The sequence below is a fragment of the Nocardia brasiliensis ATCC 700358 genome (assembly GCF_000250675.2).
GTDB classification, from domain to species: Bacteria; Actinomycetota; Actinomycetes; order Mycobacteriales; family Mycobacteriaceae; genus Nocardia; species Nocardia brasiliensis_B.
Map to the genome: position 1 here is coordinate 8,177,489 of NC_018681.1, position 22,884 is coordinate 8,200,372.

Sequence of the window (22,884 nt, forward strand, 5' to 3'; positions counted from 1 at the left end):
GGTTCACCGAAAGGAGTGGATCGATGTCGGAAACCACCCTCGACCTCGCACAGCTGTCCGGTCTGGAACTGCTCCGGACCGCGATGACGACGCCGGATCGCCCGCCGTTCATCGGCGACCTGCTCGGCATGGAGGTGGACCTGATCGAACAGGGCAAGGTGGTCTTCGCGGTGCGGACCAGGCCCGATTTCGCCAACCCGCTCGGCACCACGCACGGCGGCATCTGCGCGACGCTGCTGGACTCGGTGATGGGCTGCGCGGTGCACAGCACGCTGGAGGCGGGCGTCGGGTACACGACGCTGGAGCTGAAGGTGAACTACATCCGCGCGGTGCCGACCGACGGACAGCGCATCACCGCCACCGGCACCACCATTCACGTCGGCCGCAGCACGGCGACCGCCGAGGGCCGCGTCGTCGACGAGCAGGGCCGCCTGGTCGCGCACGCCACCACCACCTGCGCCATCTTCCGCGGAAACCGCTGAAGCCCAACGAAAACGAGGAGAACCGCTATGCGTGAACGCAGCCCGAGCGCAGCAGTCCGAAAGTTTCGCCGCGAACGGTTTTTCGGCCGCTACTTCGCCAATCCCGCCGTCGGCCTGCTCGACCGCGTCGGCATCCGGTCCGCGCTGCTCGCCGAACTGGAGACCACCGGCGCGAAATCCGGTCAGCCGCGCCGGGTCCCGGTGACCGTCTCGATCGATCCGGACGGCGCCTGGCTCATCTCCCAGCACGGCCGCCGCTCGGGCTGGGCCCGCAATATCGTCGCCGACCCCAAAGTCCGCCTGCGCCAGGGCAAACGCTGGTACACCGGCACCGCCGCGTTCGTCCCCGACGACGATGTGGTCGCCCGCGCGCGCAGCTTCGCCACCGGCCGCATTCCCGAATCCGCCGCGGAGTGGACCATGAAAGCGCTGGAAAGCGACCCGATCTCGGTGCGTATCACCTTTACGCCCGCCTGAACCCCTCGACGAATGATCTCGGCACCGCACCCCCTCGCGACGTAGCGCCGATCTACGCACCCGGTATTCTCGCCGCAGCCCCAATCCCTTGGGGCGCAACATTTCGGGTCACTCGGAATGTAACGAAACAACCATTTTCGATCGGTTAACCGGGTGCACAGTCCACCCGTCGAGGAGTCAGCATGCTCGCCTTCGTCGCAGTTCCGTCCAACCCCCTCGAAGGGCTGCTCCGCCAGCTCGCCTTCATGATGTGCACCCTCTCCGCCGGGGTGAACTGCGGAGTCATCCAGTAGGACGCACACGGCCGCCGCATAGCCGGCGCTGCCGCGATTCGCACCCGCTGCCACTGCCCGGCGGCGGGTGCGAATTCGCGTTCGGCCCCGGTACGCGGGCCGACCTCAGCCGCGGCGGATCGCGCCCGGCGTGAGCGGCTCGTCGAGCAGGCGACGGAAACGATCCGAGCGCTCCTCGGCGTCGGCCGCTCGATCCAGCCAGTCGCCGAGCAGGCGATATCCCTCGACGTAGGTGGAGATGTAGGCGCGCCAGAGCGGGGACGAGAGGAAGCGCAGCGATTGCCGGGCGCGCTCGGGGGTGACCAGACTCCAGGTCTGCAAGAACTCGGCCACCTCGTCCTGGGGGCGATGCCGGTCGTGCAGCAGCAGCGCCGCGTCTTGACGGACACTGACGAGTTTCGCGGAAGCGTCCGAAAGACGTTCCGCCCGTTCACCGTCGAAGCGCAGGCCGAGGTCGGCGTAGATCTCCTGCGCCCACTTGCCCCAGCCGGGCCCGACCAGGGAGCGCAGCGCCAGGTCGGCCAGCCCCTCGGCCATCAGGCACTGCGGCGTGTTCACCAGGAACAGCGTCTGCTCGGCCTGACCTGCGGCGACCAGGCCGGCCTCCTTGCGGCAGTGCTCGGTGTGGTGGCCGGGGTAGGACTCGTGCGCGATCAACAGCGGCAGGTGCGTCATGTGCTGTTTGAGATCGGAGTTGATCGCCACGCGCGAGTGGAAATTGCCGAGGTAGTAGTTGAACCCGGACCACGGCTTGTCGCCCACCACCTCATACGTGACGTGCTCGTAGTCGGGCAGCGGGTAGCGGGCGCGGACCAACTCGCGCAGCGCGCCGGAGAACGCCTCGACGCAGGCCGACAGCCGCTCCGGCGGGATCTCGTCGGCCTTGCGGTGCGCGGCCACCCGTTCGGCGAGCGGGCCGTCGCCCACCAGAACCTCGTCCATCTGCCGGTGCGCGTCCCGGTACTCCTCGACGTCGGCGGGGGCGATGTCGACGTCGAAGTAGGCGCGCACCTCGTCGACGAAACCGATGTCGTCGCCGGCGAACTTACGCCCGGAGCATTCCAGCGCGCGCAGGTGCACATCCAGGAACTCGGTGCGCTCGGCCGTCAGCCCGGCGTCGGGCAGCTCGGCGCGCAGTGCCGCGGCCCGCTGCGCCAGCTGTCGCGGCTCCGGTGCGGGACCGTTCGCCACGGCGCGCCGCAATGCCGGATCGCCGGTGTACGCGTCGACGAACCCCTCTTCCAAACGGTCGAATGCCAAGCCGAGCCGCAGGTACTCGGTCACGAGTGGATGCGCTTCCATCCGACCGACATTAGCCCTCCGCCGGGTGCGGCGCGCGGCACAATGACACCCCGGTTACCAACCGGTACCGGTACCCCGCTTTTCCGGCGCTACCGGCGCAGAGCAGAATTCGGCTATGCGGCGAAAGCTAGACCGAATCTCACTGAGCCGGCACGGTATGTGTGCGTGTTTGCCGAAGTGGAGCGTCGGGTAAGTGGCACGAATGAGCGAGCCGAGTCCGTATGTGGAATTCGACCGGAAACAGTGGCGAACTCTGCGTAAGTCGACTCCCCTGGTGCTCACCGAGGAAGAACTGAGGGGCCTGCGCGGTCTCGGCGAACAGATCGACCTCGAAGAAGTAGCCGAGGTCTATCTGCCGCTCGCTCGACTCATCCACCTCCAGGTGGCCGCGCGGCAGCGCTTGTTCGCCGCGACTGCCACCTTCCTCGGCGAGACCCATCCCGATCGGCAGGTGCCGTTCGTGATCGGCGTCGCCGGTAGCGTCGCGGTCGGCAAATCGACCACCGCCCGCGTGCTGCAGGCACTGCTGGCCCGCTGGGATCACCATCCCCGGGTGGACCTGGTCACCACCGACGGATTCCTCTACCCCACCGCGGAACTCACCCGGCGCGGCATCATGCACCGCAAGGGTTTTCCGGAAAGCTACGACCGCCGCAAGCTGCTGCGATTCGTCACCGAGGTGAAATCCGGTGCGGCCGAGGTGTGCGCGCCGGTGTACTCGCACATCTCCTACGACATCGTGCCGGACAAGTTCCACTGTGTGCGCCAGCCCGACATCCTGATCGTGGAGGGCCTGAACGTGCTGCAGACCGGTCCGCGGCTGATGGTCTCGGACCTGTTCGACTTCTCGATTTATGTCGACGCCCGCATCGAGGACATCGAGAAGTGGTACGTACAAAGGTTTCTCACCCTGCGCCAGACCGCGTTCGCGAACCCGAACGCGCATTTCCACCACTACGCCGGATTCACCGACGACCAGGCGACGCACGCCGCGGAGGAGATCTGGAACAACACCAACCGGCCGAATCTGGTGGAGAACATTCTGCCCACCCGGCCGCGCGCGACACTCGTGTTGCGCAAGGACGCCGACCACGCCATCAATCGGCTGCGACTGCGTAAATTGTGATCCCGCTTACAATTTCCACGCCTCGTCGAGACGTTTGGCCACATTGATATCGCGGGCCGCGGCAATGTGCGGTTTGTCGATCTCCTTGGCGATATAGCGCGCGATGAAACGCCGGATCTCTTGATCGACGCTGGCGAGGATGCGCAGCAGCTGCCCGCGCATGGTGTCGGTGGCGACATTGATCCGGACATCGCTGGAGCGCGGCGTCGCGATGTCGATGATCACCCGCAGCGGCTCGGCCGCGCGCACGGTCAGGTGCAGATGGATGTTGCCGTCGACCTCGAACCGATGCCGGTCCAGGGCCAGATCGATGAGCATGTCCACGCTGAGCGGGATCTTCAGCTGGAACGAGATCACGTCCTCGACCTCGCGGCGCACCTGCGCCTGCCCGAGTTGCACCTGCGCGCTCGCCTTGGCCAGCTTCGCCGGGCCGACCCCGATCGGGCCGAAATCGAATGCCGCACCGGTCAATTGGTCGAAGGCACCGAGAATACGCTGCTCGGAGGCGGCGTACTCGAAGAAGCGCCTGCCGAACTCCTCGTAACCGATGTACGGCCCGGCGGCCGCGACCGGCGCACCGTTGGGGCTGTCTACCTCGCGCACGACGCCCTCCCCACCGGCGCGAGCGCCCGTGCGCGCCCGACTAGATGCCGAATCTGCGGTGTCTGGCCGCGTAGTCGCGCAGCGCCCGCAGGAAGTCCACACGCCGGAACTCCGGCCAGTACGCCTCGGTGAACCATATCTCCGAGTATGCGCTCTGCCACAGCAGAAAACCGGACAGACGCTGCTCACCGGAGGTGCGGATGACCAGATCCGGATCGGGCTGGCCCGAGGTGTAGAGGTGCTGGCCGATCGCGTTCACCGTGATCGACTGCACCAGATCCTCGCCGGTCTCCCCCGCCGCGATCTCCTGGCGGACCAGCGAGCGCACCGCGTCGGTGATCTCCTGTCGGCCGCCGTAGCCGATGGCCACGTTGACGTGCACCCCGTTGCGGTCCTCGGTGCGCTCGGCGGCGGTGCGGATGCGCTTGGCGATCAGCTCGGGGAATCCGTCGAGCGAGCCGACGACGCGCACGCTCCAATTCTGTTCCGGCGCCGACAGTTCCTCGACGACGTCGGTGATCACCTCGAACAGTGTCTCGAGCTCATCGGGATCGCGCTGCAGGTTCTCGGTGGAGAGCAGGTAGACGGTGACCATCTCGATGCCCTCGGCCTGACACCAGCCGACGAGCTCGGCGATCTTCACCGCGCCGACGCGGTGGCCGTGGCTCACATCGGCGAAACCGTTCTCCCGGGCCCAGCGCCGATTACCATCGCACATCACCGCGACGTGGCGGGGATGTTGTTTGCCGGCCAGCTGCTTGGTCAGCCGGGCCTCGTAGATGCGATACGGCAAACCCCGCACCTGAACCGGAAGCTCCACGCGGGCCACCCTACGCCCCACGGACAGGATCCTGTCAGCCACCGCACATCCCGGTACAGTGACGAAGGGGCGGTAACCTACGGTTCCGTAGGTTACCGGTGAGTTCAACCAGGAGGTAGCTCGTGTCCGAATCCGTCGGTGCCACCGACTCCGGCGTGGTCGCGGGATCGGCGCCCGAGGCACTCGCCGAGGCGCTGATCAAACCCCGGATGCGCGGCTGGATCCACACCTGGGCGGTCGGCATCGCGGCCATCGCGGCGATCGTGCTGATCGCGAAGGCGGCCACCCTCTCGGCGACCGCGGGCTGGTCCACCCTGGTCTACGGACTGACCGTCTGCGGCTTGTTCGGCATCAGCGCGATCTATCACCGGATCACCTGGCCCACCACGCAGGCCCGGATCCGGATGAAGCGCGCGGACCACTCGATGATCTTCCTGTTCATCGCGGGCAGCTACACACCGTTCGCGCTGCTCGGCCTGCCCGGCCGCACCGGACAGACGCTGCTGGCCGTGGTGTGGGCGGGGGCCCTGGCCGGCGTCGCGCTGAAACTGTTGTGGCCCACCGCGCCCCGCTGGGTGGGCGTGCCGCTCTACCTGCTGCTCGGCTGGGCGATCGTGCCGGTCGCGGGCCAGCTGAACACCAATATCGGTATCGCACCGCTGATCCTGCTGCTCATCGGCGGCCTGCTCTACAGCGGCGGCGCGATCCTCTACGCCACCAAATGGCCCAACCCGTGGCCGGCCGTCTTCGGCCATCACGAGTTCTTCCACGCCGCGACGGTGCTCGCCGCGCTGACGCACTACATCGCGGTCTGGCTGGTCGTACTGCGCTGACCTGCACAATCAGCCGGGCGCACCGGCAGAATGCCTGGTTTTCACCGATTCGGCAATAAAGTCGGCAGCGACATCGGAACGACAATGGCGGCGCAGCGATGGCACAGCGGAGCGGAAACGAGGTGCACGGCATGATCGCGCGGCTGGTCATCTGGGCGCTGACGGCACGCGCCGGGCTGGCTGCGGTGGTGATCGCCGCCAACCTCAGCGGTCTCGGGGTGATCGTCACCGAGCTGTGGCTCAGCGGGTCGCTCAGCATGCTCGGCGACAACTGGCTCCGATCCGTCATCCTGGCGGGCATCTACCCGACCGTCGGTTTCGTGGCCGGCGTCGCGCTCGCGGTGCGCGACCGCTCGTCCCACTTCGGCTGGCTCGACCAGGGCCGCAAACCGACCGAGGACGAAGCGCGACAGGTGCTTCGGCTGCCGATCATCATCACCACCCGCGCCTTCGCGGTGTGGATCACCGGCGTGATCGTCGCCACGATCACGCTGATGAACCTCGCACCCGACAACGATCCCGCCGTGATGGCCGCGCTGTTCACGCTCGGCGGCGCCGAATCGGTCGGGCTCACCTTCCTCATCGTGGACCGGTTGATCCGGCCGACCATTCCGGTGGTCGCCGCGGTGCTCGGGCCGACCATGCACTGGAGTTCGAGCGTGCTGGTCCGGGTGGTGGTGAGCTGGGCGGTGGCCGGCGCGCTGCCGCTGCTGATGCTGATCGTGGTGCTGGCCAACCCGGCCGCCGCCCCGACCGACCGCATCCGCACCGCCATCTACCTCTCCATCGTCGGCCTGACCGTCGGCGCGATCGCCACCGCCTTTCTGGCCCGCGCCGTCGCCTCGCCGATGCGCACGCTGCGCCGGGCGCTGGACCGGATCACCAAAGGCGATCTCGGCGTGCGGGTTCCGGTCGGCAGCACCAGCGAGATCGGGCGGCTGGAGAACTCGGTCAACGAACTCGCCGCGAATCTGTCCGAGCGACAGCGGATGCGTGACCTGTTCGGCAGGCATGTCGGCAACGAAGTGGCCGAACGCGCACTGGCCGGCGGTGTCGACCTGACCGGTGACGTGCGCGAGGTGACCGCGCTGTTCGTCGACGTGACCGGCTCGGTCGAGCTGTCCACCGGACTGCCCCCGGAAGAGTTCGTGGCCAAACTGAACCGGCTGCTCGCCACCGTGGTCGCGGCCACCGAAGAGAACAACGGACTGGTCAACAAGTTCGAAGGTGATGCGGCGCTGTGTATCTTCGGCGCCCCGATCGAGCTGCGCGACAACGCGACCCCCGCGCTGCGCGCCGCCCGCCGGATCCGGGACGAGGTACTCGCCGCGGGAGAACTCGATATCGGCATCGGCGTGGCGCGCGGACCGGTCTTCGCGGGCAACGTCGGCTCCGACACCCGACTGGAGTTCACCGTCATCGGCGATGCGGTCAACGAGGCCGCACGCCTCACCACCGAAGCCAAAGAGGCGCCGCGCCGAATCCTGGTGAGCGGCGCGGTCATCGCGGCCGCGGCCTCGCACGAACGCACCAAATGGGTGCACTACGAAACAATCCTGCTGCGCGGTATGCACACCCCGACCGCCTGCTGGACCGACAACGACCGGCGCACCGGCACCCGCCCGAGCCCGGTCGCCACCGGCGGCAGCGCCGAACCCGTGATCGACGGCAGCACCATCGCCGACCCGCTCATCAAGCGCAGCCCCGCAGCCGAAGCCCGCACCGCCACAGCCGAACCCGAGTGACCCGGCGGGTTCGAGTGGGTCAGCCGATCACCAGGGCATCGGCCGAGAGCGCAACACCACCCATTACCTGGTGATCAACGGTCCAGTACACGCCGGGCGGCGGGATGCGCGTAGTCGAGCGGGCGGCCGGATGCGCAAAATCCCTACCGGCACCGCTGCCGGCGTGTGCTGATCGAGTATCAAGACACCGACTACGCGCGAATCGCACCGCTCAACTCGTCGTCTCGGCCGCCACCGAGACACTCGCTTATGACCGCGCGGACAACGAACGCGCGCCCCGACCGCTACTTCAGGTGGAGAGCGGCGCGTAGTTCGTCTGCGGTGCCTACCGGGAGGTCGCAGACCGAGCCGCGGCATACGTAGGCGGCGGGTTCGCCGTTGAGGAGAGAGCGGTCGGCGAGGAGTGGGACCGCGTCCGGGGCGGCGGCGAGGATGATTGCTCCGCCCGGGGCCGCGGCGCGCGCGGCGGCCAGTAATTCCTTTGGAGCGCTGGGTGATTCGGCGGCGATGGCGACTTGCAGGGGGCCTTGGAGCGCGGCCTCGGCGACCGTGAGCCATTGTCCTGCCGAGCGGGGGGCGCGCGCCAGCACGACCGCGCCGCGCTGCAGCGTCTGCTCGGCCAGTTCGCGGTACGGGATGGCCAGGTCGGGTTCGCTGGTGGCGGCGGCCGTGAGCAGGGCTTCGGCGAGCGACGAAGCGCCGGCCGGGGTCGCGCCGTCGATCGGGTCACGCGGGCGGGTGACCAGGGTTTCCGCATCGTCGGCGGTATCGAACCAGCTGCCCGGGGTCGCGGGATCGGCGAAATGCTGAATCGCGGTGTCCAGCAAGCGTTGCGCGTGCCGGAGCCACTCCAGCTCGCCGGTGGCCTGATGCAACGCGAGCAGGCCGGTCACCAACCACGCGTAATCCTCGAGCACGCCGGGCGACGCACCCGCCACACCGTGCAACGACGCTCGGCGCACCCGTCCGTCTATCACGTGCTCGGACAACAGGAATCGGGCGCAGCGAGCGGCGGCCGCCACCCATTCGCCCGCGCCGAACGCGGCACCCGCTTCGGCCAGTGCCGTGATCGCCATGCCGTTCCACGCGGTGACCACCTTGTCGTCGCGGTCCGGCTGCGGGCGTCCGTTGCGGACCTTGCGCAGGGTCGCGCGGACCCGGTCGAGCCGATCGTGTTCCGCCGCTTCGGGTTCGGTGTAGCGGGTGAGCACCGAGGTGCCCTGCTCGAAGTTCCCCGCCGTGGACACTCCGAAAAAGGCGGCGGCCCAAGCACCGTCGTCGGGGCCGAGTTCGCCGATCAGTTCGGCGGGCGTCCAGACATAGGTGGCACCCTCCACGCCGGGCTTTCCAGGTTCCACGTGCGTGTCCGCGTCCAGCGCGGAGGCGAAACCCCCGTGCTCGGTGCCGAGATCGTCGAGCAGGAACTGGACCGTCTCCCGGGTGACCCGGTGCGCCAGTGATTCCGGCGGCTCCCGGCGCGCCAAATGCGCGTAGGCACGCAGTAATTGCGCATTGTCGTACAGCATCTTCTCGAAATGCGGGATCACCCAGGCGGCATCGACCGAATACCTGGCGAACCCACCACGCAGCTGGTCGTAGATGCCGCCCCGCGCCATCGCGTCTGCGGTACGAACGACCACCGCGTGCACCGCCGGGTCGCCCGTTCGCTCCCAGCTGCGCAGCAGTCCTTCCAGCAGCGCCGACGGCGGAAACTTCGGCGCCCCACCGAATCCGCCGTTCTTCGGGTCCTCGTCCCGCAGCGCCGCCGCCACCGCATGGTCGAGCAGTTCCGGCACGATCGTGAACTCCGAATCCGGCAGTCCCGCGGCTTGCGCCTGCAACGCCTCGGTCACCTGCGCCGAAGCTTGATCGACCTCATCGCGCCGGTGCTGCCAGGTATCCGTGATCGCGGTGAGCAACTGCGTGAACGACGGCATCCCGCCGCGCGGCACCTTCGGGTAGTACGTCCCGCAGTAGAACGGCTCCCCCGCCGGAGTCAGGAAGCACGTCATCGGCCACCCGCCCTGCCCGGTCATCGCGACCGTCGCATTCATGTACACCGCATCCAGATCGGGCCGCTCCTCCCGATCCACCTTCACGCACACGAAGTTGTCGTTCATCAACTCCGCCGTCGCCGCATCCTCGAACGACTCGTGCGCCATCACATGACACCAGTGACAGCTCGCGTACCCCACCGACAACAGGATCGGCACATCCCGCTCCCGCGCCTCTGCCAGCGCCGCCGCATCCCATTCCCGCCAATCAACTGGATTGTCGGCATGCTGACGCAGGTAGGGAGATGTTGCAGCGGCCAATTGGTTCACGCTTCCAGCCTGCCATACCGAGGTGCACGCAAACCCGGTCCTTGCTCGTCTCTCACGTCCGGGGTCAACTCGGATTTATCGTTGCGTTAGTCCGAGTTATGAGATTAAATCGGACTAAGGTCGTGGTTCTTCCGGGTTAGGAGGCGTCTGTGTCGACAAAGTGGCCCGCGCACGCCCGCGAGCGGCGAGCGTGGCAGCAGACGCATCGCGGCGGCACCCGGGACGATCGAATGCTGCGGGAGATCGAGGTGTCCCTGCCACCAAGGATCGCCACACAGGCAGTCGACATCGATGCTGCGCTGTCGACCGAATTGGAGGCGGCGGTTCGGGAGATCGCGGTGTTGGACGCGGCGCACGGGGGCCAACTCGAGGCGTTGGGGTTGCTGCTACTGCGCACCGAGTCGGTAGCGTCGTCGAAGATCGAAGCCATCGACGCGGATCTCGACGACTACGCTCGCGCGCTACACGGCATTCGGAGCAACCCTTCGGCGGTGGCGATGGCCGCCGCAACAGATGCGCTGGACGCGCTGATTGGCTCCGCCTCCCGAGAGCGCCGGGTCACCATACCGAATTTCCTTGCCGCGCACCGCATTCTCATGGCCGACGACAAGTACGAACACAGGCATGCAGGGCGCTTCAGGGACATGCAGAACTGGATTGGTGGCAGCGACCATTCGCCGCGTGGTTCGCTCTACATTCCGCCACCACCGGACACCGTGGCCGATTACATGGCCGATCTAGAGACGTTCGTCAACCGGAGCGATCTGTCGGCGCTCGCGCAAGCGGCGGTCGCGCACGCGCAGTTCGAGTCCATTCATCCGTTCACCGACGGCAACGGCCGGATCGGGCGGGCGCTCATCAACAGTGTGTTGCGGTTGCGTGGCGTAACCACACTGGTGGTGGTTCCGCTCGCGTCGGCACTAGTAGCCCGGCGCGACCGCTACTTCGAGCTGCTCACGCTCTACCGGACAGGTGATGTGCGGCCGCTCATCTCGGATTTCGCGCGATGTGCGGCGATAGCGGCGGCGCAGTCGCGAACGACAGCCGAGCGGCTGCGCGACGAGATCCCGCGCGAGTGGCGCGAGCTGCTCGGCGGCGTGCGCGCCGGCAGCGCCGCCGCCGCGTTACTCGAACAGCTACCTGCCCACCCGATCCTGTCCGCCGAGGAGGCGGAAGCCCTGACAAACGCTTCTCGCAGCAGTGTTTTCGCGGCGATCGACCGCCTGGCCGAAGCCGGCGTACTACGGCCCCTCACCGACCGGAAACGCAGCCAGATCTGGGGCGCCGGCGCAGTCCTCGACGAACTCGACGACCTCGGCGTCCGGATCGCCGACGCGGCTCGCCCACTGTGATCATGTCGACGACTTGCTCTGGGTCGTCGATACGAACTACGGGCCACACTCTCCGTGTCCAACCGGCGAGGACGGCATCGTCGCACGATCCACGGCCCGTATCCGCCCGTCGCGGGCAAGACCGGCTGCGGTGGTTGTTCCGGACCCAGCCGGTCGAGAGCTGCGCGTCAATTCTTGACGAGCCCTTCGGTGGCGGTGCGTCCGGCGGCGGTGACGCGGTCGAGGAATCCGGCCAGGAGTTCGAGCTGCTCCGGGGTGTAGTCGGCGCAGAGTTCGTCTACGGCGGTGTTCATTCCGGACAGCAGGTCGTACATCTCGCCGAGCCGGTCGGGGAGGGAGCGGACCACGACGGCGCGGCGGTCGTCGCTGGCGCGTTCGCGCACGATCCAGCCCGCTCGTTCCAGTCGGTCCAGGACGCCGGTGAGCGTGGCAGGGTGCACGCCGGCGTGTTTCGCGAGCGCGCTGGGGCTCAGCGGGCCGTGACCGTTGATCAGGTCCAGGCAGTCGAAGTCGATGTCCTTGAGTTCCAGACGGGCCCCGACCTGCCGGTTGAGCAGGGCCAGCTGGCTGCGCACCGCGCGCAACGAGCCCTTGATCCTGGTCGTCACCCGACGGCGGTGACGAGGATCACCACCATTTACTACGGAACTCATATCATCTCCAGCTCATATCAAATAATATGACTTTCATATTTTACGACATCCGTTGGAGGCCGCGGCAGCGGCCGACCAGGAACGAAGAAGGTCGATCATGATCGTCGTCATCGGCGCCACCGGAATGGTGGGCCGGGAAGTAGTCACCCAACTGCACGAGTCCGGCGCGAAAGTCACCGCCGTCACCCGCGACGCCACCGCCGCGCAGCTACCACCGGAAATCACTGTGGTGCAGGGTGATCCGTCGGTGCCGGTCATACCCCGCGATGCGTGGAGCGGCGTCGAGGCGGTGCTGCTCAGCTCGCGCGCGGTCGTCGCCACCGCGCCCGAAATCCTTTCCACCGCAGCCGAGTACGGCGCCCGCCGGGTGGTGGTCGTCTCGGCGGCCACGGTCGAATACCCCGCCGGCGAACCCCGATTCATCGCCGGATTCCGCGCGCTGGAGGCGGCCGCCGCAGCCTCGGGTCTGGCGTGGACTTCCTTGCGCTGCTCCGATTTCGACGCCAACACGTTCGCTTGGATACCGCAGCTGCACGGCGGGGACGTGGTGCGCGGCGCCTACGGCAAGGCCGCCACTTCGCCGATCCACGAACGCGATATCGCCGCGGTCGCCGTCCGCGCGTTGACGAGCGAGGACCACGCCGGTCGCCACTACGTGCTGACCGGTCCACAATCGTTGACCCAGTACGACAAAGTCCGCCTGCTCGGCGACGCCATCGGCCGCGACCTGTCGTTCCTCGAACTGCCGCCGGAACAGGTGCGTGCCGCGATGACCGCACAGGGTCTACCCGAGGACATCCCCGCCCGGCTGCTCGGTTCGCTCGCGGACTACACCCGCGTCCCCGGTCCCACCACCGACACCGTCGAAGAACTGCTCGGCCGCCCGGCCCTCGGCTTTTCGGCCTGGGCCGCCGAGCATGCCGCCGCTTTCCGCCGTTGAAGCTGCTTGCGCGAGATGCAAAACGGACTTACATAACTTGCGTGGCACGCAGTGCTGTCGGATTCCTAGCCTCATGGTCATGTCACTGTCCGCCCACCCGACGACTCCCGAATCGGGCGGCAACAGAAGGGAATTCCCATGAGTACAACCGCCGCCGTCACCGCGTTCATGCTGGTGAAGACCACCCCGGAGTGGCTGGCGCTGACCGTTCCGCAACGGGTCACCGCCTTCGAAACCGAAGTCCTGCCCGCCATCAACGAAAGGACGAAGGGCGTCCGCTCCCGCTTCTTCGACACCGAGTTCTACTCCACCCGCGTCACCGACGTCTGGATGTGGGAGGCCGACGACCACGAGTCCTACCAACTCCTGATCGAGGCCCTCCGCGAAACCCCCTTCTGGGACCGATATTTCGAGATCGTCGACCTCCTGGTAGGGGTCGAGAACGGGTACGCCAAGAACTACGACCTCGAAACCTTCGCCACCGTCAGCACATAGTCAGGACGGCCATCCGGTCGACGCAGGGGGTAGGACAGTAGTGCGTACGAACGAATTTGCTGTGCTCGACCCCGGTTTCGCGGTAGCTCGGGACGCGGTCTGGCAGGGTGTTCGAGTTGACCGCGTTCGGTGAGGGGGCAGTCTGTTTACGTATCGGGTCGAGATCTTCGAGGGCGATCGACAAAGTCCGGTGTGGTGGCAGGTGGCGAACGCGGGTTGGGCCGCGGAAGTGTCGGCGGCGCTGAAGGAAATAGCCGTGCGACTGGAACTCGACCTGCCCTATCACCCGAGTGAACGGTGGTGCTGGTACCGATACGAGGTGCGCTGGCCGGACGGCGCGATCCTGGAAGGGTTCGAAGGCGCGGTCGAACCGGATGCCATCGCCGACGATCTACGCGCCCTGGCCCGAGCGGTGATCGCGGTGAGCGTCCGCGATCTGCGGCGCAGCACCGAGTGATCGCGGCCCCGTCATACCTGCGGCACGGTGAAGGTCTGGAGGTGGTCTATCTGGACGAACTTGCTGCCGGGGCCGGCTTGGGCGACCGCTTTGCGGAGGGAGTCGAGACCGCCCCAGTCGCGGGCCGGTGCGGTGAGCGGATGGTCGAAATCGTCCCAGTGCGTGGGCAGAACGTAGCGGGGATGGCCGGTGACCTGGAGGAGGCGGGCGACGTAGTCGGTGATCTTGCCGCCGCCCGCGGGGAGCAGCAGGACGTCGGGGCGCAGGCCCGACAATTCGGATTCGATGTAGTTGGAGCCGCCGAAGTTCAGGACGCGCACGCCGCCGCCGGCCACCTCGTAGGCGAGCGTGCCGCCTTCGACCAGATCGCGAATCACTCTGGGCTCCGGTAGTTTTCCCGCGCCGAAACCGGGACGAGTGCCCGCGAACGCCACTTCGGCCCTGGCACCGGACGCGGAATGCAGCGACCGCAGCACCCGGATGGTGTAGCCGTCGAAGCGCAGGTACTCGCCACCGGTGGCGATGGCGAGCTGGTCTTCCGGCGCGCCGAGCGCGGCCATCAGGTTGAGATGGGTCTCGGTGCCGAGCACGGTCGCGCCGGTCCTCCTCGCCAGATAGGGCACGTCGGTGAGGTGGTCGTAATGCCCGTGGGTGACCAGGATGTGGTCGGCGCGCAGCTCACCGCTGTCCACGTAACGGTCGATCAGGGCGGTATCGACGGCGATCGGAGTATCCGGGTCGGCGCCCGCTTCGGTATAGGTTCCGGTATGAAACCTGGTCAGCCACGGATCGATCAGCACCGTCTTGCCGCCGGGCAGCCGGATCTCCCATCCGTTGTTCCCCCACCACCGCAGTGTCACCGGGCCTGAGCCCGAAGCACCGGACGCCGGCGTCGGCTGCGCGGATTCCGTTCCCCCACATGCCACTACGCCGGCGAGCACCGCCGCGCCCGCCGTCACCCCGAAGAATTCTCGCCGTCCGAAACCTGTCATGCCGGTACCACAGCACACGCCCGATCCCGCTGTCCAAGACCGCGCGCCCGGCCCGGCGATATCGAAAGCGATATCGTCGCAGCGTGGACCCCCTGCGCCAGCTGCGCTATTTCCTCGCCGTGGCCGAAGAATTACATTTCGGCCGGGCCGCCGAGCGCCTCGGCATCGCCCAGCCGCCGCTGAGTCAACGCATCCGCAAGCTCGAAAACGACCTCGGCGCACGGCTGTTCGACCGGGACAGCCGCCGCGTCGAGCTCACCGAGGCCGGTCAGATCCTGCTCGCGGAATCGCGGGACCTGCTGGCCCGCTGGGAGCGGACCACCGCGCTGGTCGGCAAGGCGCATCGCGGCGAGATGGACGCGATCCGCGTCGGGGTGCCGCCCGAACTGGCCGGGCGCGTGCTCGCCGCGCTGCTCACCACGTTCGAAAGTCACGACGTACGAGTCGATCTGCAAGAGCACACCACCGCGGAGCAGGTCCGCCTGCTCGGCGACCGGCAGCTCGACGCGGGCCTGCTGCAACATCCGGTGGACGCGATCGGGCTCGAACTCGGCCCCGCCGTGGACACTCCGCTCGGCGTGGTGCTCCCCCGCGATTCGCCGCTGGCCGTGCGCTCTTCGCTCACCCTGGCCGATCTCGCGGGCCTCGGCCTGGTGATCTTTCCCAGGGCGGCGGCGCCCGGACTCTACGACACGACGTTACGCACCTGCTGGGAGCACGGCTTCCGGCCGGCCGGGGTGCAGCACGCTCGCAATCCCGAATTCGTGCTCGGCATGGTGCTTTCCGGCCGTGGCGTGGCGTTCGACCAGGGCATGATCGCGCAGAAGGAACCGCGGGTGGTGTGGCGGCCGCTCCCGCCGGGCACGCTGAGCTGGCGACTGTCGCTGGCCTGGCCGGCCGCCGCGCCGCATCCGCTGGTGCCCGAACTCGCCGAGCTTGTGGTGCGAGTCGTGCAGGGCGACGGCGCTTCTCGGCCCGCAGGCGCTCAGGATCCGCCGCAGCGTCCGTGGGATGTGGTGTACGGCAGGCCGTGAACGATGCCATCGATCGCCGCCACCGCCGCTGCGCCGATCGCGCGATCCACCTCGGGCAGCCGCTGGGCCAGAGACTCGGTTCTGGTGAATACCGCCACGGCATAACGGCTTCCGTCGGGGTACTCGATCACGCCGATCTCGTTGCGCACCCCGGGCAGCGTGCCGGTCTTGGCCCAGATCTGCGCCTCGGGCGGGAACGCCGCGGCGAGCCGATGCCAATTCACCTGTTCGCGCATGACATCTCGTACCCATTGGCAGGCCTGCGCCGGGCCGGCGAGGTCCTGACCGATCAGGGTGAGCAGGCGGGTCATCTCCCGCGGCGTGCTCGCCGTGGTCCGCCGGGGATCGAGGGCCCGGCTGCCCAGCACCGCCGCGGCGCCGAGGGTGGAAAACCGCGCGGCGAACTCGGCCGCGTCCCGCGCGCCGATATCGTCGGCCATGCTTTGCACGATATCCCGTGGCGCACCGGCAATTCGGGTCTCGGTCAAGCCGAGTTCCCGGACCAGCGAACGCACGTTGTCCAGTCCGACCCGATCGAAGAGCAGATCGGCGGCGGTGTTGTCGCTCAGCGTCAGGGCGAAGAAGGCGGCATCGCGCAGGCTCAGTTCGACATCGTCGAAACAGCCTGCCGTGCCTACCCCGCCGAGCCGATCCGCCGCGCGCGCCCGCACCCGATCGGCGGGGTCGAGCTGACCCGCCGCGACCTGCCGGGCGAACTCCAGCACCAGCGGCACCTTCACCACCGAGGCGAGTACCACCGGCTCGTCGGCGTCGAGCCCGTTCGCGCCCGCACACCCGAAACACCGAGCGTGTACCCACCCCTGCGCGCCCGCATTCCGAAAGATCTCCCGCACGCCTGCCAAGCTGCCATACCGCGCCGCCACCGCCGTGCTTGACTCTCCAGTCACTGGAACACCGAGGCTGGCCTTTCGTTCGCGTACCCGACTGGAGGACCCCGATGAAGATCGACCTGGCCAAGACCGACAAGCACTACTACAGTGCCCCGATCGATCCGGTCCGGCGCACCTTCGGCAGCTACGGGTACGTGACCGTCACCGGTTCAGGTGCGCCGGAGGGCCCGGAGTACACCGCCGCGCTCGAAACGCTCTACCGCGCCGCGTACGGCGCCAAGAAGGTCGCCAAGTCCGCCGACCAGGACTTCGTGGTGCCGAAACTGGAGGGACTCTGGTGGGTCGAATCCGATGAACCCCCCTTGACGGTGCCGCGCGAACAATGGCATTGGCAGCTGATGATTCGCATGCCGGAGTTCGTCACCGCGGAGCTGATAACCGGTGCGACGTTCGAACAATTCAGTGAAGGCGACGCCATTCAGGCATTGCACATGGGCCCGTACGCGACCGAACCGGAGACCTTGGCGCGCATGGAAGCGTTCATGCAGAACGAAGGGCTCACGATGAACGGCCGCCATCATGAGATCTATCTCACCGATCCGCGCCGCTCGACCGGCGCGAAGACCAGGACCATCCTGCGCCACCCGGTCCGGCCGATCCCGCGCCGGGACGCGCAGGCCGAAAAATAGGATGCGCCGGTCGAATTCGTCCGGATACAGTGCGCAGAGCGCCCAGCGCACGGGCAACGATTGATCGACGTTCGCCTTTTGCGTGCCCGAAATACCCTGGGCGCGAGTGAAATCAGTCCACCCTGCTTCTCCGCCGGAAAGGGCAGAATTGCCATGCGCATATTCAGCAGCACACGTCCGAACGACGACGCAGCCCGGAATATCGGTGCCGTGACCTCGGACACCCACGCCGAACATCACGCACTGCACCGCAACCACGGCGGCCGCCTCACCTACCAGCGCGAGGCGTCCCGCGAACTGTTGTTGCTCGCCGCGTCGACCGTGGTGCGGATGCGGTAGCCGCTCGCCGGTCTAGGGCGTCCGCGCCAGCACCTCTCGGCCGACGTAGCCGAGCAGCCTGCGATGCGCGGACGCCCCGTCCTCGACCGCGACCTCGGCGCCGAAGACCCCGGGCACCCGGAACTTGTCGATGCCGCCCCGGCTCTGCATGATGGCGAGGAGTTCGCCGCAGAGTTCGTCATCGGCGAGGTCGGACCGATCGATGGCGACCGCGATGTCCACCCCGTGCACCACGAGTTCGGTGAGATGCACCAGCGCCGCCGTCGAGGCCGGCACGGTGCCCAACGGCGTGCGCACCTTGTAGTCGAGCGCGTCGGGCCGGTGCCAGGCCGCGCGGTCCACCTCCGCGGCCGCGGCGTAGGCGCCCTGCGGATCCCCGCCGAGCCAATCGGATTCATGATCGGCGCCCGAATCCGTGCCGCTCAGCGCCGCCGCATAGACGTGCATACCGCCCACCATGTGATTCAACACGGTGCGCACGTCCCATTCCCGACACGGTGTCGGCGCGGCCAGAGCGCTGTCGTCCAAGGCGGCGACGATGACGCTCGTCGCCTCGAGTGCACGGTCGATCTGTCCGATCACGTTGTCCATGAGCTTCCTTCGGTCGAGCGGTCTGGCTGAATTGGTAACACAGGCGGGCAAAATGCGGAGGCCGTTACGAAAGCTGCTCTCGCCTGAATAGGTTGCCAGCAGTGTGCTTCTCGATGGCCGACGGGAAAAGCGATGTGCGCGCCGAATACAACTCGCTACAGTGTGCAATGCCACAGGTGCACACGCAACGTGCTTTGCCATATCTGAAAACTGTTGAGCCCCTACTGTTACCACCGTAGAGTGCGCTACGCGGCCCCGAGCGGCGGCACCAAACGCCGCCACGCGGGCCGACGAGATTTCATACCCCGCCGCGCAGTTATCGAAACCTGCTACCGCGATTCAATTCATGTCGATGCCACACACCACACATTGCCAGTTCTCCGGATCGACAGCCGATTTCCGCCAGCGCCGCGTCGAAAAGTCAAGGAATAGTAAAAGGTTTCGGCACCGGGCAGATTCGACCGTACGGTCAATCGACGTTCCAGCACTCCACGGCAATGTGATTGAAGCGGCGCCCATCCTTTTGATATGCCACGACGCACACCCGGCCGCGCCCGATCCCGTGCACGATCCAACTCGGATCCGCCTCGGTCGCCGACGAGGAGAGGTCGCGGTCGATCCCCGGCCCGGTGAAGCTGAGGAACCCGACGAACCCCCGGCCCTCGGCCGAGGCCTGATACCCGTCGGCGCCGCCGACCACGCACAAGCAGATCGGCGCCACTGCGGTACTCATAGTCGCCACCCCCATGGCCTCGAACGGACGCGGCGCGGATCGCACGCCGGGCCAGTGTATCCGTCATTTTCCTTCCCCCACTTACCATTTCGATCACGACGACGGCGGTGAATACCCAGCCGGGATCTCCACGATGGTGTGACACAGCTCACATATCAGGTATGGCCTGCGGCGAACCGGTTTTCCACAGCGCATTCGCGATCCGCACCGGTGGGTAAACTCACGTCGGTGCAGCGCAGTACCGGTGTGCTATCAGGAAGGTCGGCCGTGCGATCGTCTAGAACCCGAACCGGCGCAGGCGCCGTCGCGACACCCCGCCCGGCGGGCTCGCGCCGCGGCGGCGTGTCGCCGTGCCCGGCGCTGCGGCAGACCGGACCGGGGTGCGCCGCATGAGCGACCACCGCGCCACCGAACCGCCCGGCCCGGACCCCGACTTACACGCGGATCTGCTTGCGGCCCTCGGCGTTCCGATCGACGACGACCTGCTCACCCTGGCCCTGACCCACCGCTCCTACGCCTACGAGAACGGCGGGATGCCGACCAACGAGCGCCTGGAGTTCCTCGGCGACTCGGTCCTCGGGCTCAGCGTCACCGAAAGCCTGTACCTGCGGCATCCGCAGCGGTCGGAGGGCGATCTGGCGAAGATCCGGTCCCGAGTCGTCAACATGCACGCCTGCGCCGAGGTCGCGCGCAGCCTGGGCCCGGCCGGTCTCGGTCCGCACCTGCTGCTCGGCAAGGGCGAGGAACTGACCGGCGGCCGCGACAAGACCAGCATCCTGGCCGACGGCATGGAATCGCTGCTCGGCGCGGTACACCTGCAGCACGGGATCGACGTCGCGCGCACGGTGGTGCTGCGGCTGTTCGACGATCTGCTCGAACGGGCCGCCAAGATGGGCGCGGGACTGGACTGGAAGACCAGCCTGCAGGAGCACACCGCCGAACACGGCCTCGGCGTGCCGAGCTACGAGATCACCTCGACCGGACCCGACCACGACAAGGAGTTCACCGCCACCGCGGTGGTCGGCGGCCTCGCCTACGGCAAGGGCGTCGGACGGTCGAAGAAGGAAGCCGAGCAGAACGCGGCCGCCGCCGCCTACACCGCGCTCACCCAGAAGCCGAGCTGACCGGCCTTCAGGTGCGGATCGGCGGCCCGTCCGGGCCCGCCTCGTCGGTTCGCTTGGTGATGCCGTGCTCGGTGCCCTCGTCGGCTTCCTGATCCGGCTCGGGATGGTCCGGCTCGAAGGTCGCGGGCAGCCGCTTGATGTGCTTGTTCATCGAGCGCACCAGCAGCACCGTGCCGGCCAGCAGGATCAGGATGATCAGGAAGCCCAGCGGCGACGCCTTGCCGAACTCGGGTCCGGTCGGCGTGCCGGGGCTCGTCTGGGCGAGCAGAACCAGCATCACCGCTGCTCGTCTTCGATGCCGGCGAACAGGTCGGTCTCCGGCAGCGCGGTGCGCACCCGGGTCTTGGCCAGCTCGAACTCCTCGGTCGGCCAGAGCCGCTGCTGCAACTCCAGCGGGATGGCGAAGAACGCGCCGTTCGGGTCGATCTGCGTGGCGTGCGCCCGCAGGGCGTCGTCGCGCTGCGGGAAGTACTTGGCGCATTCGATCTGCGTGGTGACCCGGGAGAACACGTCGCCGCGCTCGGGCACGTACTTGCGCATCCGGTCCAGCCACTCCTGCAGCGGGAACGGCTCACCCATCCGCTCGTACTCCTCGGCGAACACCTCCATCCGCCGGGCGGTGAAGCCATGGTCGTAATACAGCTTCAGCGGCGTCCACGGGGCGCCCGCGTCGGGGAAGCGCTCCGGGTCGCCCGCCGCCTCGAACGCGGCCATCGACACCTCGTGGCAGCGAATGTGGTCGGGGTGCGGGTAGCCGCCGAGTTCGTCGTAGGTGGTCATCACGTGTGGCCGGAACTCGCGCACCACCCGGACCAGTGCCTCGGTGGCCTCCTCCAGCGGCACCAGCGCGAAGCTGCCCTCGGGCAGCGGCGGCAGCGGATCACCCTCGGGCAGACCGGAATCGACGAAGCCGAGCCACTGCTGACGCACGCCGAGCGCGCGGGCCGCGGCGGCCATCTCCTCGCGGCGGATCTCGTCGATCCGGTCCAGGACGCCCGGGGTGTCCATCGCGGGATTCAGGATGCTGCCGCGCTCCCCACCGGTCAGCGTGACGATGAGGACGTCGTGTCCCTCGTCGGCGTACCGCGCGGTCGTCGCGGCACCCTTGCTGGATTCGTCGTCGGGGTGGGCATGCACCGCCATGAGGCGAAGGCCACTCACGTCTCGTTCACCATCGCTCTCGCTCGCGGGTGTCTGGTCTTCGTTCCCTATAGTTCCATTCGACCGACATTTGTTCCGACTTACCCCCCGGGAGCGATCACATGGGCGACCGCGACGACGCCACGGCTCCGGCGGCGATCCAGAGGCCGACCGACCGGTACGGCAAGCAGCCGTCCGCGCGTCCACGCTGGTTGGCCCCCGCGCTCATCGCGGCCGTCGCAGTACTCGGATGCGGTGTCGCCTTCCTGGGCTGGCAGAAGTACGGCCCCAAGGACATCGAATCCGAGCAACTCGGCTACGTCGTCGTCGACGACGCCACGATGTCGATCCGGATCAAGGTGACCAGGAAGGACCCGCAGCAACCCGTGGTCTGCTTCGTGCGCGCGATGGCCCGCGACAGCGTCGAGGTCGGCCGCCGCGAGGTGCTCATCCCGCCGTCCGACAGCGGCACTATCCAGCTGACGACCACGGTCAAGGCTTCCGAGCGCCCGGCCTCGAGCAGCATCTACGCGTGCAGCGCGGACGTGCCCGAATACCTGCGAGCGGAGTGACCAGCTAACGACGGGCACCGCCATCCTGGACGATTTGCGGCATTTGCCGCAGCAGATGTCCTCGAAATTAACTCCGACCTGCATGTTTGTGATTCATGCTAAAATGGCCTGACACACGGTTCCGGGGTTCGGAGCCGTGTTTGCTGCATTGGCGGCCAGCGCTATCTGTTCCGGATCATGAGCTTTGCCCGGAACCAGGGTCTGTCGGGGTTCGATGAACTTCCCAGGATCGCTCTAGCCGTCGACTGGTGCGTGCCCGCCCCACGGGTGGGTACTGCGGCAGTTATCAGGGAATCCCGGCCTGCCGGGAACAACTACTAGGGAGTGATCGAGATGACTGAGACGCAAGTGACTTGGCTGACCCCGGAGTCGCACGACAGGCTCAAGGGCGAACTCGATGCGCTCATCGCCAATCGTCCCGTTATCGCTGCCGAGATCAACGAACGCCGTGAAGAGGGCGACCTCAAGGAGAACGGCGGATACCACGCCGCGCGCGAGGAGCAGGGCCAGCAGGAGGCGCGCATTCGCCAGCTGCAGGAACTGCTGAACAACGCCAAGGTCGGTGTCGCGCCGACCAAGTCCGGCGTCGCGCTCCCCGGCTCGGTCGTCAAGGTCTATTACGACGGCGACGAGTCGGACACCGAGACCTTCCTCATCGCGACCCGCGAAGAGGGCCTGAACGACTCCAAGCTGGAGACCTACTCGCCGGCGTCCCCGCTGGGCGGCGCGCTCATCGACGCCAAGGTCGGCGAGACCCGCGAGTACACGCTGCCCAACGGCAACACCATGAAGGTCACCCTGGTCAGCGCGGAGCCCTACCACAGCTGACGCCCGCGGCCGGGCCGCCCCGCGCCCCGGCCGTACGTTCCCCCTGAGACACGAGCGGCCGCACCCGTATGCCAGGTGCGGCCGCTTCG

The 22,884-nt window shown here is 67.6% G+C and carries 26 protein-coding genes; 15 read left to right on the forward strand and 11 right to left on the reverse strand.

Annotation, left to right across the window (positions count from 1 at the left end; genetic code table 11):
• The first annotated feature begins 23 nt into the window (after window positions 1-23).
• Together O3I_RS36465 and O3I_RS36470 are read left to right on the forward strand one after the other, a co-directional pair.
• On the forward strand, window positions 24-482 hold the full coding sequence (locus O3I_RS36465; RefSeq protein ID WP_014988062.1) for a PaaI family thioesterase: 459 nt from the start codon (window positions 24-26) through the stop codon (window positions 480-482).
• 27 nt (window positions 483-509) lie between these two features.
• Window positions 510-959, forward strand: coding sequence for a nitroreductase family deazaflavin-dependent oxidoreductase (locus O3I_RS36470; RefSeq protein ID WP_014988063.1), 450 nt, complete (start codon window positions 510-512; stop codon window positions 957-959).
• 398 nt (window positions 960-1,357) lie between these two features.
• On the opposite strand, the gene O3I_RS36475 is transcribed toward O3I_RS36470, so the two are convergent.
• Window positions 1,358-2,554, reverse strand: coding sequence for a hypothetical protein (locus O3I_RS36475; RefSeq protein ID WP_014988064.1), 1,197 nt, complete (start codon window positions 2,552-2,554; stop codon window positions 1,358-1,360).
• Between the two features lie 193 nt (window positions 2,555-2,747).
• On the opposite strand from O3I_RS36475, the gene coaA reads away from it, so the two are divergent.
• On the forward strand, window positions 2,748-3,680 hold the full coding sequence (gene coaA / locus O3I_RS36480) for a type I pantothenate kinase (RefSeq protein WP_014988065.1): 933 nt from the start codon (window positions 2,748-2,750) through the stop codon (window positions 3,678-3,680).
• A 6-nt stretch (window positions 3,681-3,686) separates the two neighbouring features.
• Here the strand turns inward: coaA and O3I_RS36485 are convergent, their stop codons facing one another.
• Both O3I_RS36485 and O3I_RS36490 read right to left on the reverse strand, forming a co-directional pair.
• Window positions 3,687-4,283, reverse strand: a complete 597-nt coding sequence (locus tag O3I_RS36485) for a hypothetical protein (protein WP_014988066.1) — start codon at window positions 4,281-4,283, stop codon at window positions 3,687-3,689.
• A 40-nt stretch (window positions 4,284-4,323) separates the two neighbouring features.
• Window positions 4,324-5,112, reverse strand: coding sequence for an isoprenyl transferase (locus O3I_RS36490; RefSeq protein ID WP_014988067.1), 789 nt, complete (start codon window positions 5,110-5,112; stop codon window positions 4,324-4,326).
• Between the two features lie 200 nt (window positions 5,113-5,312).
• On the opposite strand from O3I_RS36490, the gene trhA reads away from it, so the two are divergent.
• Window positions 5,313-5,936 carry a PAQR family membrane homeostasis protein TrhA gene (gene trhA, locus O3I_RS36495; RefSeq protein WP_051067078.1) on the forward strand — a complete coding sequence of 208 codons (624 nt, stop codon included), beginning with the start codon at window positions 5,313-5,315 and terminating at the stop codon, window positions 5,934-5,936.
• 98 nt (window positions 5,937-6,034) lie between these two features.
• A complete protein-coding gene (locus tag O3I_RS36500; RefSeq protein ID WP_014988069.1) occupies window positions 6,035-7,681 on the forward strand; it encodes an adenylate/guanylate cyclase domain-containing protein in 1,647 nt (548 codons plus the stop codon).
• A gap of 284 nt (window positions 7,682-7,965) precedes the next feature.
• Here O3I_RS36500 and O3I_RS36505 read toward each other — a convergent pair whose 3' ends face one another.
• Window positions 7,966-10,005, reverse strand: a complete 2,040-nt coding sequence (locus tag O3I_RS36505; protein WP_041563098.1) for a thioredoxin domain-containing protein — start codon at window positions 10,003-10,005, stop codon at window positions 7,966-7,968.
• Between the two features lie 230 nt (window positions 10,006-10,235).
• On the opposite strand from O3I_RS36505, the gene O3I_RS36510 reads away from it, so the two are divergent.
• The gene (locus O3I_RS36510; protein ID WP_141691913.1) at window positions 10,236-11,357 is read left to right on the forward strand and encodes a Fic family protein; all 1,122 of its coding nucleotides are present in this window, start codon (window positions 10,236-10,238) and stop codon (window positions 11,355-11,357) included.
• Window positions 11,358-11,524: 167 nt separating this feature from the next.
• Here the strand turns inward: O3I_RS36510 and O3I_RS36515 are convergent, their stop codons facing one another.
• Window positions 11,525-11,965 carry a MarR family winged helix-turn-helix transcriptional regulator gene (locus tag O3I_RS36515; protein ID WP_041563099.1) on the reverse strand — a complete coding sequence of 147 codons (441 nt, stop codon included), beginning with the start codon at window positions 11,963-11,965 and terminating at the stop codon, window positions 11,525-11,527.
• A gap of 142 nt (window positions 11,966-12,107) precedes the next feature.
• On the opposite strand from O3I_RS36515, the gene O3I_RS36520 reads away from it, so the two are divergent.
• From O3I_RS36520 to O3I_RS36530, 3 genes are all read left to right on the forward strand, one after another.
• Window positions 12,108-12,950, forward strand: coding sequence for an NAD(P)H-binding protein (locus O3I_RS36520; RefSeq protein ID WP_014988073.1), 843 nt, complete (start codon window positions 12,108-12,110; stop codon window positions 12,948-12,950).
• Between the two features lie 138 nt (window positions 12,951-13,088).
• Complete coding sequence (locus O3I_RS36525; RefSeq protein ID WP_014988074.1) at window positions 13,089-13,445, forward strand: darcynin family protein; 357 nt, start codon at window positions 13,089-13,091, stop codon at window positions 13,443-13,445.
• 202 nt (window positions 13,446-13,647) lie between these two features.
• Window positions 13,648-13,902, forward strand: coding sequence for a hypothetical protein (locus O3I_RS36530; RefSeq protein ID WP_014988075.1), 255 nt, complete (start codon window positions 13,648-13,650; stop codon window positions 13,900-13,902).
• Window positions 13,903-13,913: 11 nt separating this feature from the next.
• Here the strand turns inward: O3I_RS36530 and O3I_RS36535 are convergent, their stop codons facing one another.
• Entirely contained in the window at window positions 13,914-14,894 is a 981-nt protein-coding gene (locus tag O3I_RS36535) for an MBL fold metallo-hydrolase (protein ID WP_041563101.1), read from the reverse strand.
• An 83-nt stretch (window positions 14,895-14,977) separates the two neighbouring features.
• Between O3I_RS36535 and O3I_RS36540 the strand changes: the two genes are divergently transcribed.
• A complete protein-coding gene (locus O3I_RS36540; RefSeq protein WP_014988077.1) occupies window positions 14,978-15,928 on the forward strand; it encodes a LysR substrate-binding domain-containing protein in 951 nt (316 codons plus the stop codon).
• Here the strand turns inward: O3I_RS36540 and O3I_RS36545 are convergent.
• Window positions 15,880-16,782, reverse strand: a complete 903-nt coding sequence (locus tag O3I_RS36545; protein ID WP_014988078.1) for a serine hydrolase — start codon at window positions 16,780-16,782, stop codon at window positions 15,880-15,882. The two genes, O3I_RS36540 and O3I_RS36545, sit on opposite strands and share 49 nt — an antisense overlap.
• Window positions 16,783-16,886: 104 nt before the next feature.
• On the opposite strand from O3I_RS36545, the gene O3I_RS36550 reads away from it, so the two are divergent.
• Complete coding sequence (locus O3I_RS36550; protein ID WP_014988079.1) at window positions 16,887-17,468, forward strand: GyrI-like domain-containing protein; 582 nt, start codon at window positions 16,887-16,889, stop codon at window positions 17,466-17,468.
• A 210-nt stretch (window positions 17,469-17,678) separates the two neighbouring features.
• A complete protein-coding gene (locus O3I_RS46900; RefSeq protein WP_267466991.1) occupies window positions 17,679-17,807 on the forward strand; it encodes a hypothetical protein in 129 nt (42 codons plus the stop codon).
• A gap of 12 nt (window positions 17,808-17,819) precedes the next feature.
• On the opposite strand, the gene O3I_RS36560 is transcribed toward O3I_RS46900, so the two are convergent.
• Together O3I_RS36560 and O3I_RS36565 are read right to left on the reverse strand one after the other, a co-directional pair.
• Entirely contained in the window at window positions 17,820-18,398 is a 579-nt protein-coding gene (locus O3I_RS36560) for a TIGR03086 family metal-binding protein (RefSeq protein WP_014988081.1), read from the reverse strand.
• A 469-nt stretch (window positions 18,399-18,867) separates the two neighbouring features.
• Window positions 18,868-19,131, reverse strand: a complete 264-nt coding sequence (locus O3I_RS36565; protein WP_141691912.1) for a hypothetical protein — start codon at window positions 19,129-19,131, stop codon at window positions 18,868-18,870.
• A 389-nt stretch (window positions 19,132-19,520) separates the two neighbouring features.
• Here O3I_RS36565 and rnc point away from each other — a divergent pair, with 389 nt between their 5' ends.
• Window positions 19,521-20,255 (forward strand): ribonuclease III, encoded by a 735-nt coding sequence (gene rnc / locus O3I_RS36570; RefSeq protein ID WP_014988083.1) that lies wholly within the window; start codon window positions 19,521-19,523, stop codon window positions 20,253-20,255.
• A gap of 7 nt (window positions 20,256-20,262) precedes the next feature.
• Here rnc and O3I_RS36575 read toward each other — a convergent pair whose 3' ends face one another.
• Together O3I_RS36575 and mca are read right to left on the reverse strand one after the other, a co-directional pair.
• Window positions 20,263-20,532: a hypothetical protein gene (locus O3I_RS36575; RefSeq protein WP_014988084.1), complete on the reverse strand. Its 270-nt coding sequence runs from the start codon at window positions 20,530-20,532 to the stop codon at window positions 20,263-20,265.
• Window positions 20,532-21,398, reverse strand: a complete 867-nt coding sequence (gene mca / locus O3I_RS36580) for a mycothiol conjugate amidase Mca (RefSeq protein WP_041563103.1) — start codon at window positions 21,396-21,398, stop codon at window positions 20,532-20,534. The genes O3I_RS36575 and mca overlap by 1 nt, the downstream gene beginning before the upstream one ends.
• Window positions 21,399-21,517: 119 nt before the next feature.
• Here mca and O3I_RS36585 point away from each other — a divergent pair, with 119 nt between their 5' ends.
• Both O3I_RS36585 and greA read left to right on the forward strand, forming a co-directional pair.
• Complete coding sequence (locus O3I_RS36585; protein WP_014988086.1) at window positions 21,518-21,967, forward strand: DUF4307 domain-containing protein; 450 nt, start codon at window positions 21,518-21,520, stop codon at window positions 21,965-21,967.
• 333 nt (window positions 21,968-22,300) lie between these two features.
• Entirely contained in the window at window positions 22,301-22,795 is a 495-nt protein-coding gene (gene greA, locus O3I_RS36590) for a transcription elongation factor GreA (protein ID WP_014988087.1), read from the forward strand.
• Window positions 22,796-22,884: the final 89 nt, after the last annotated feature.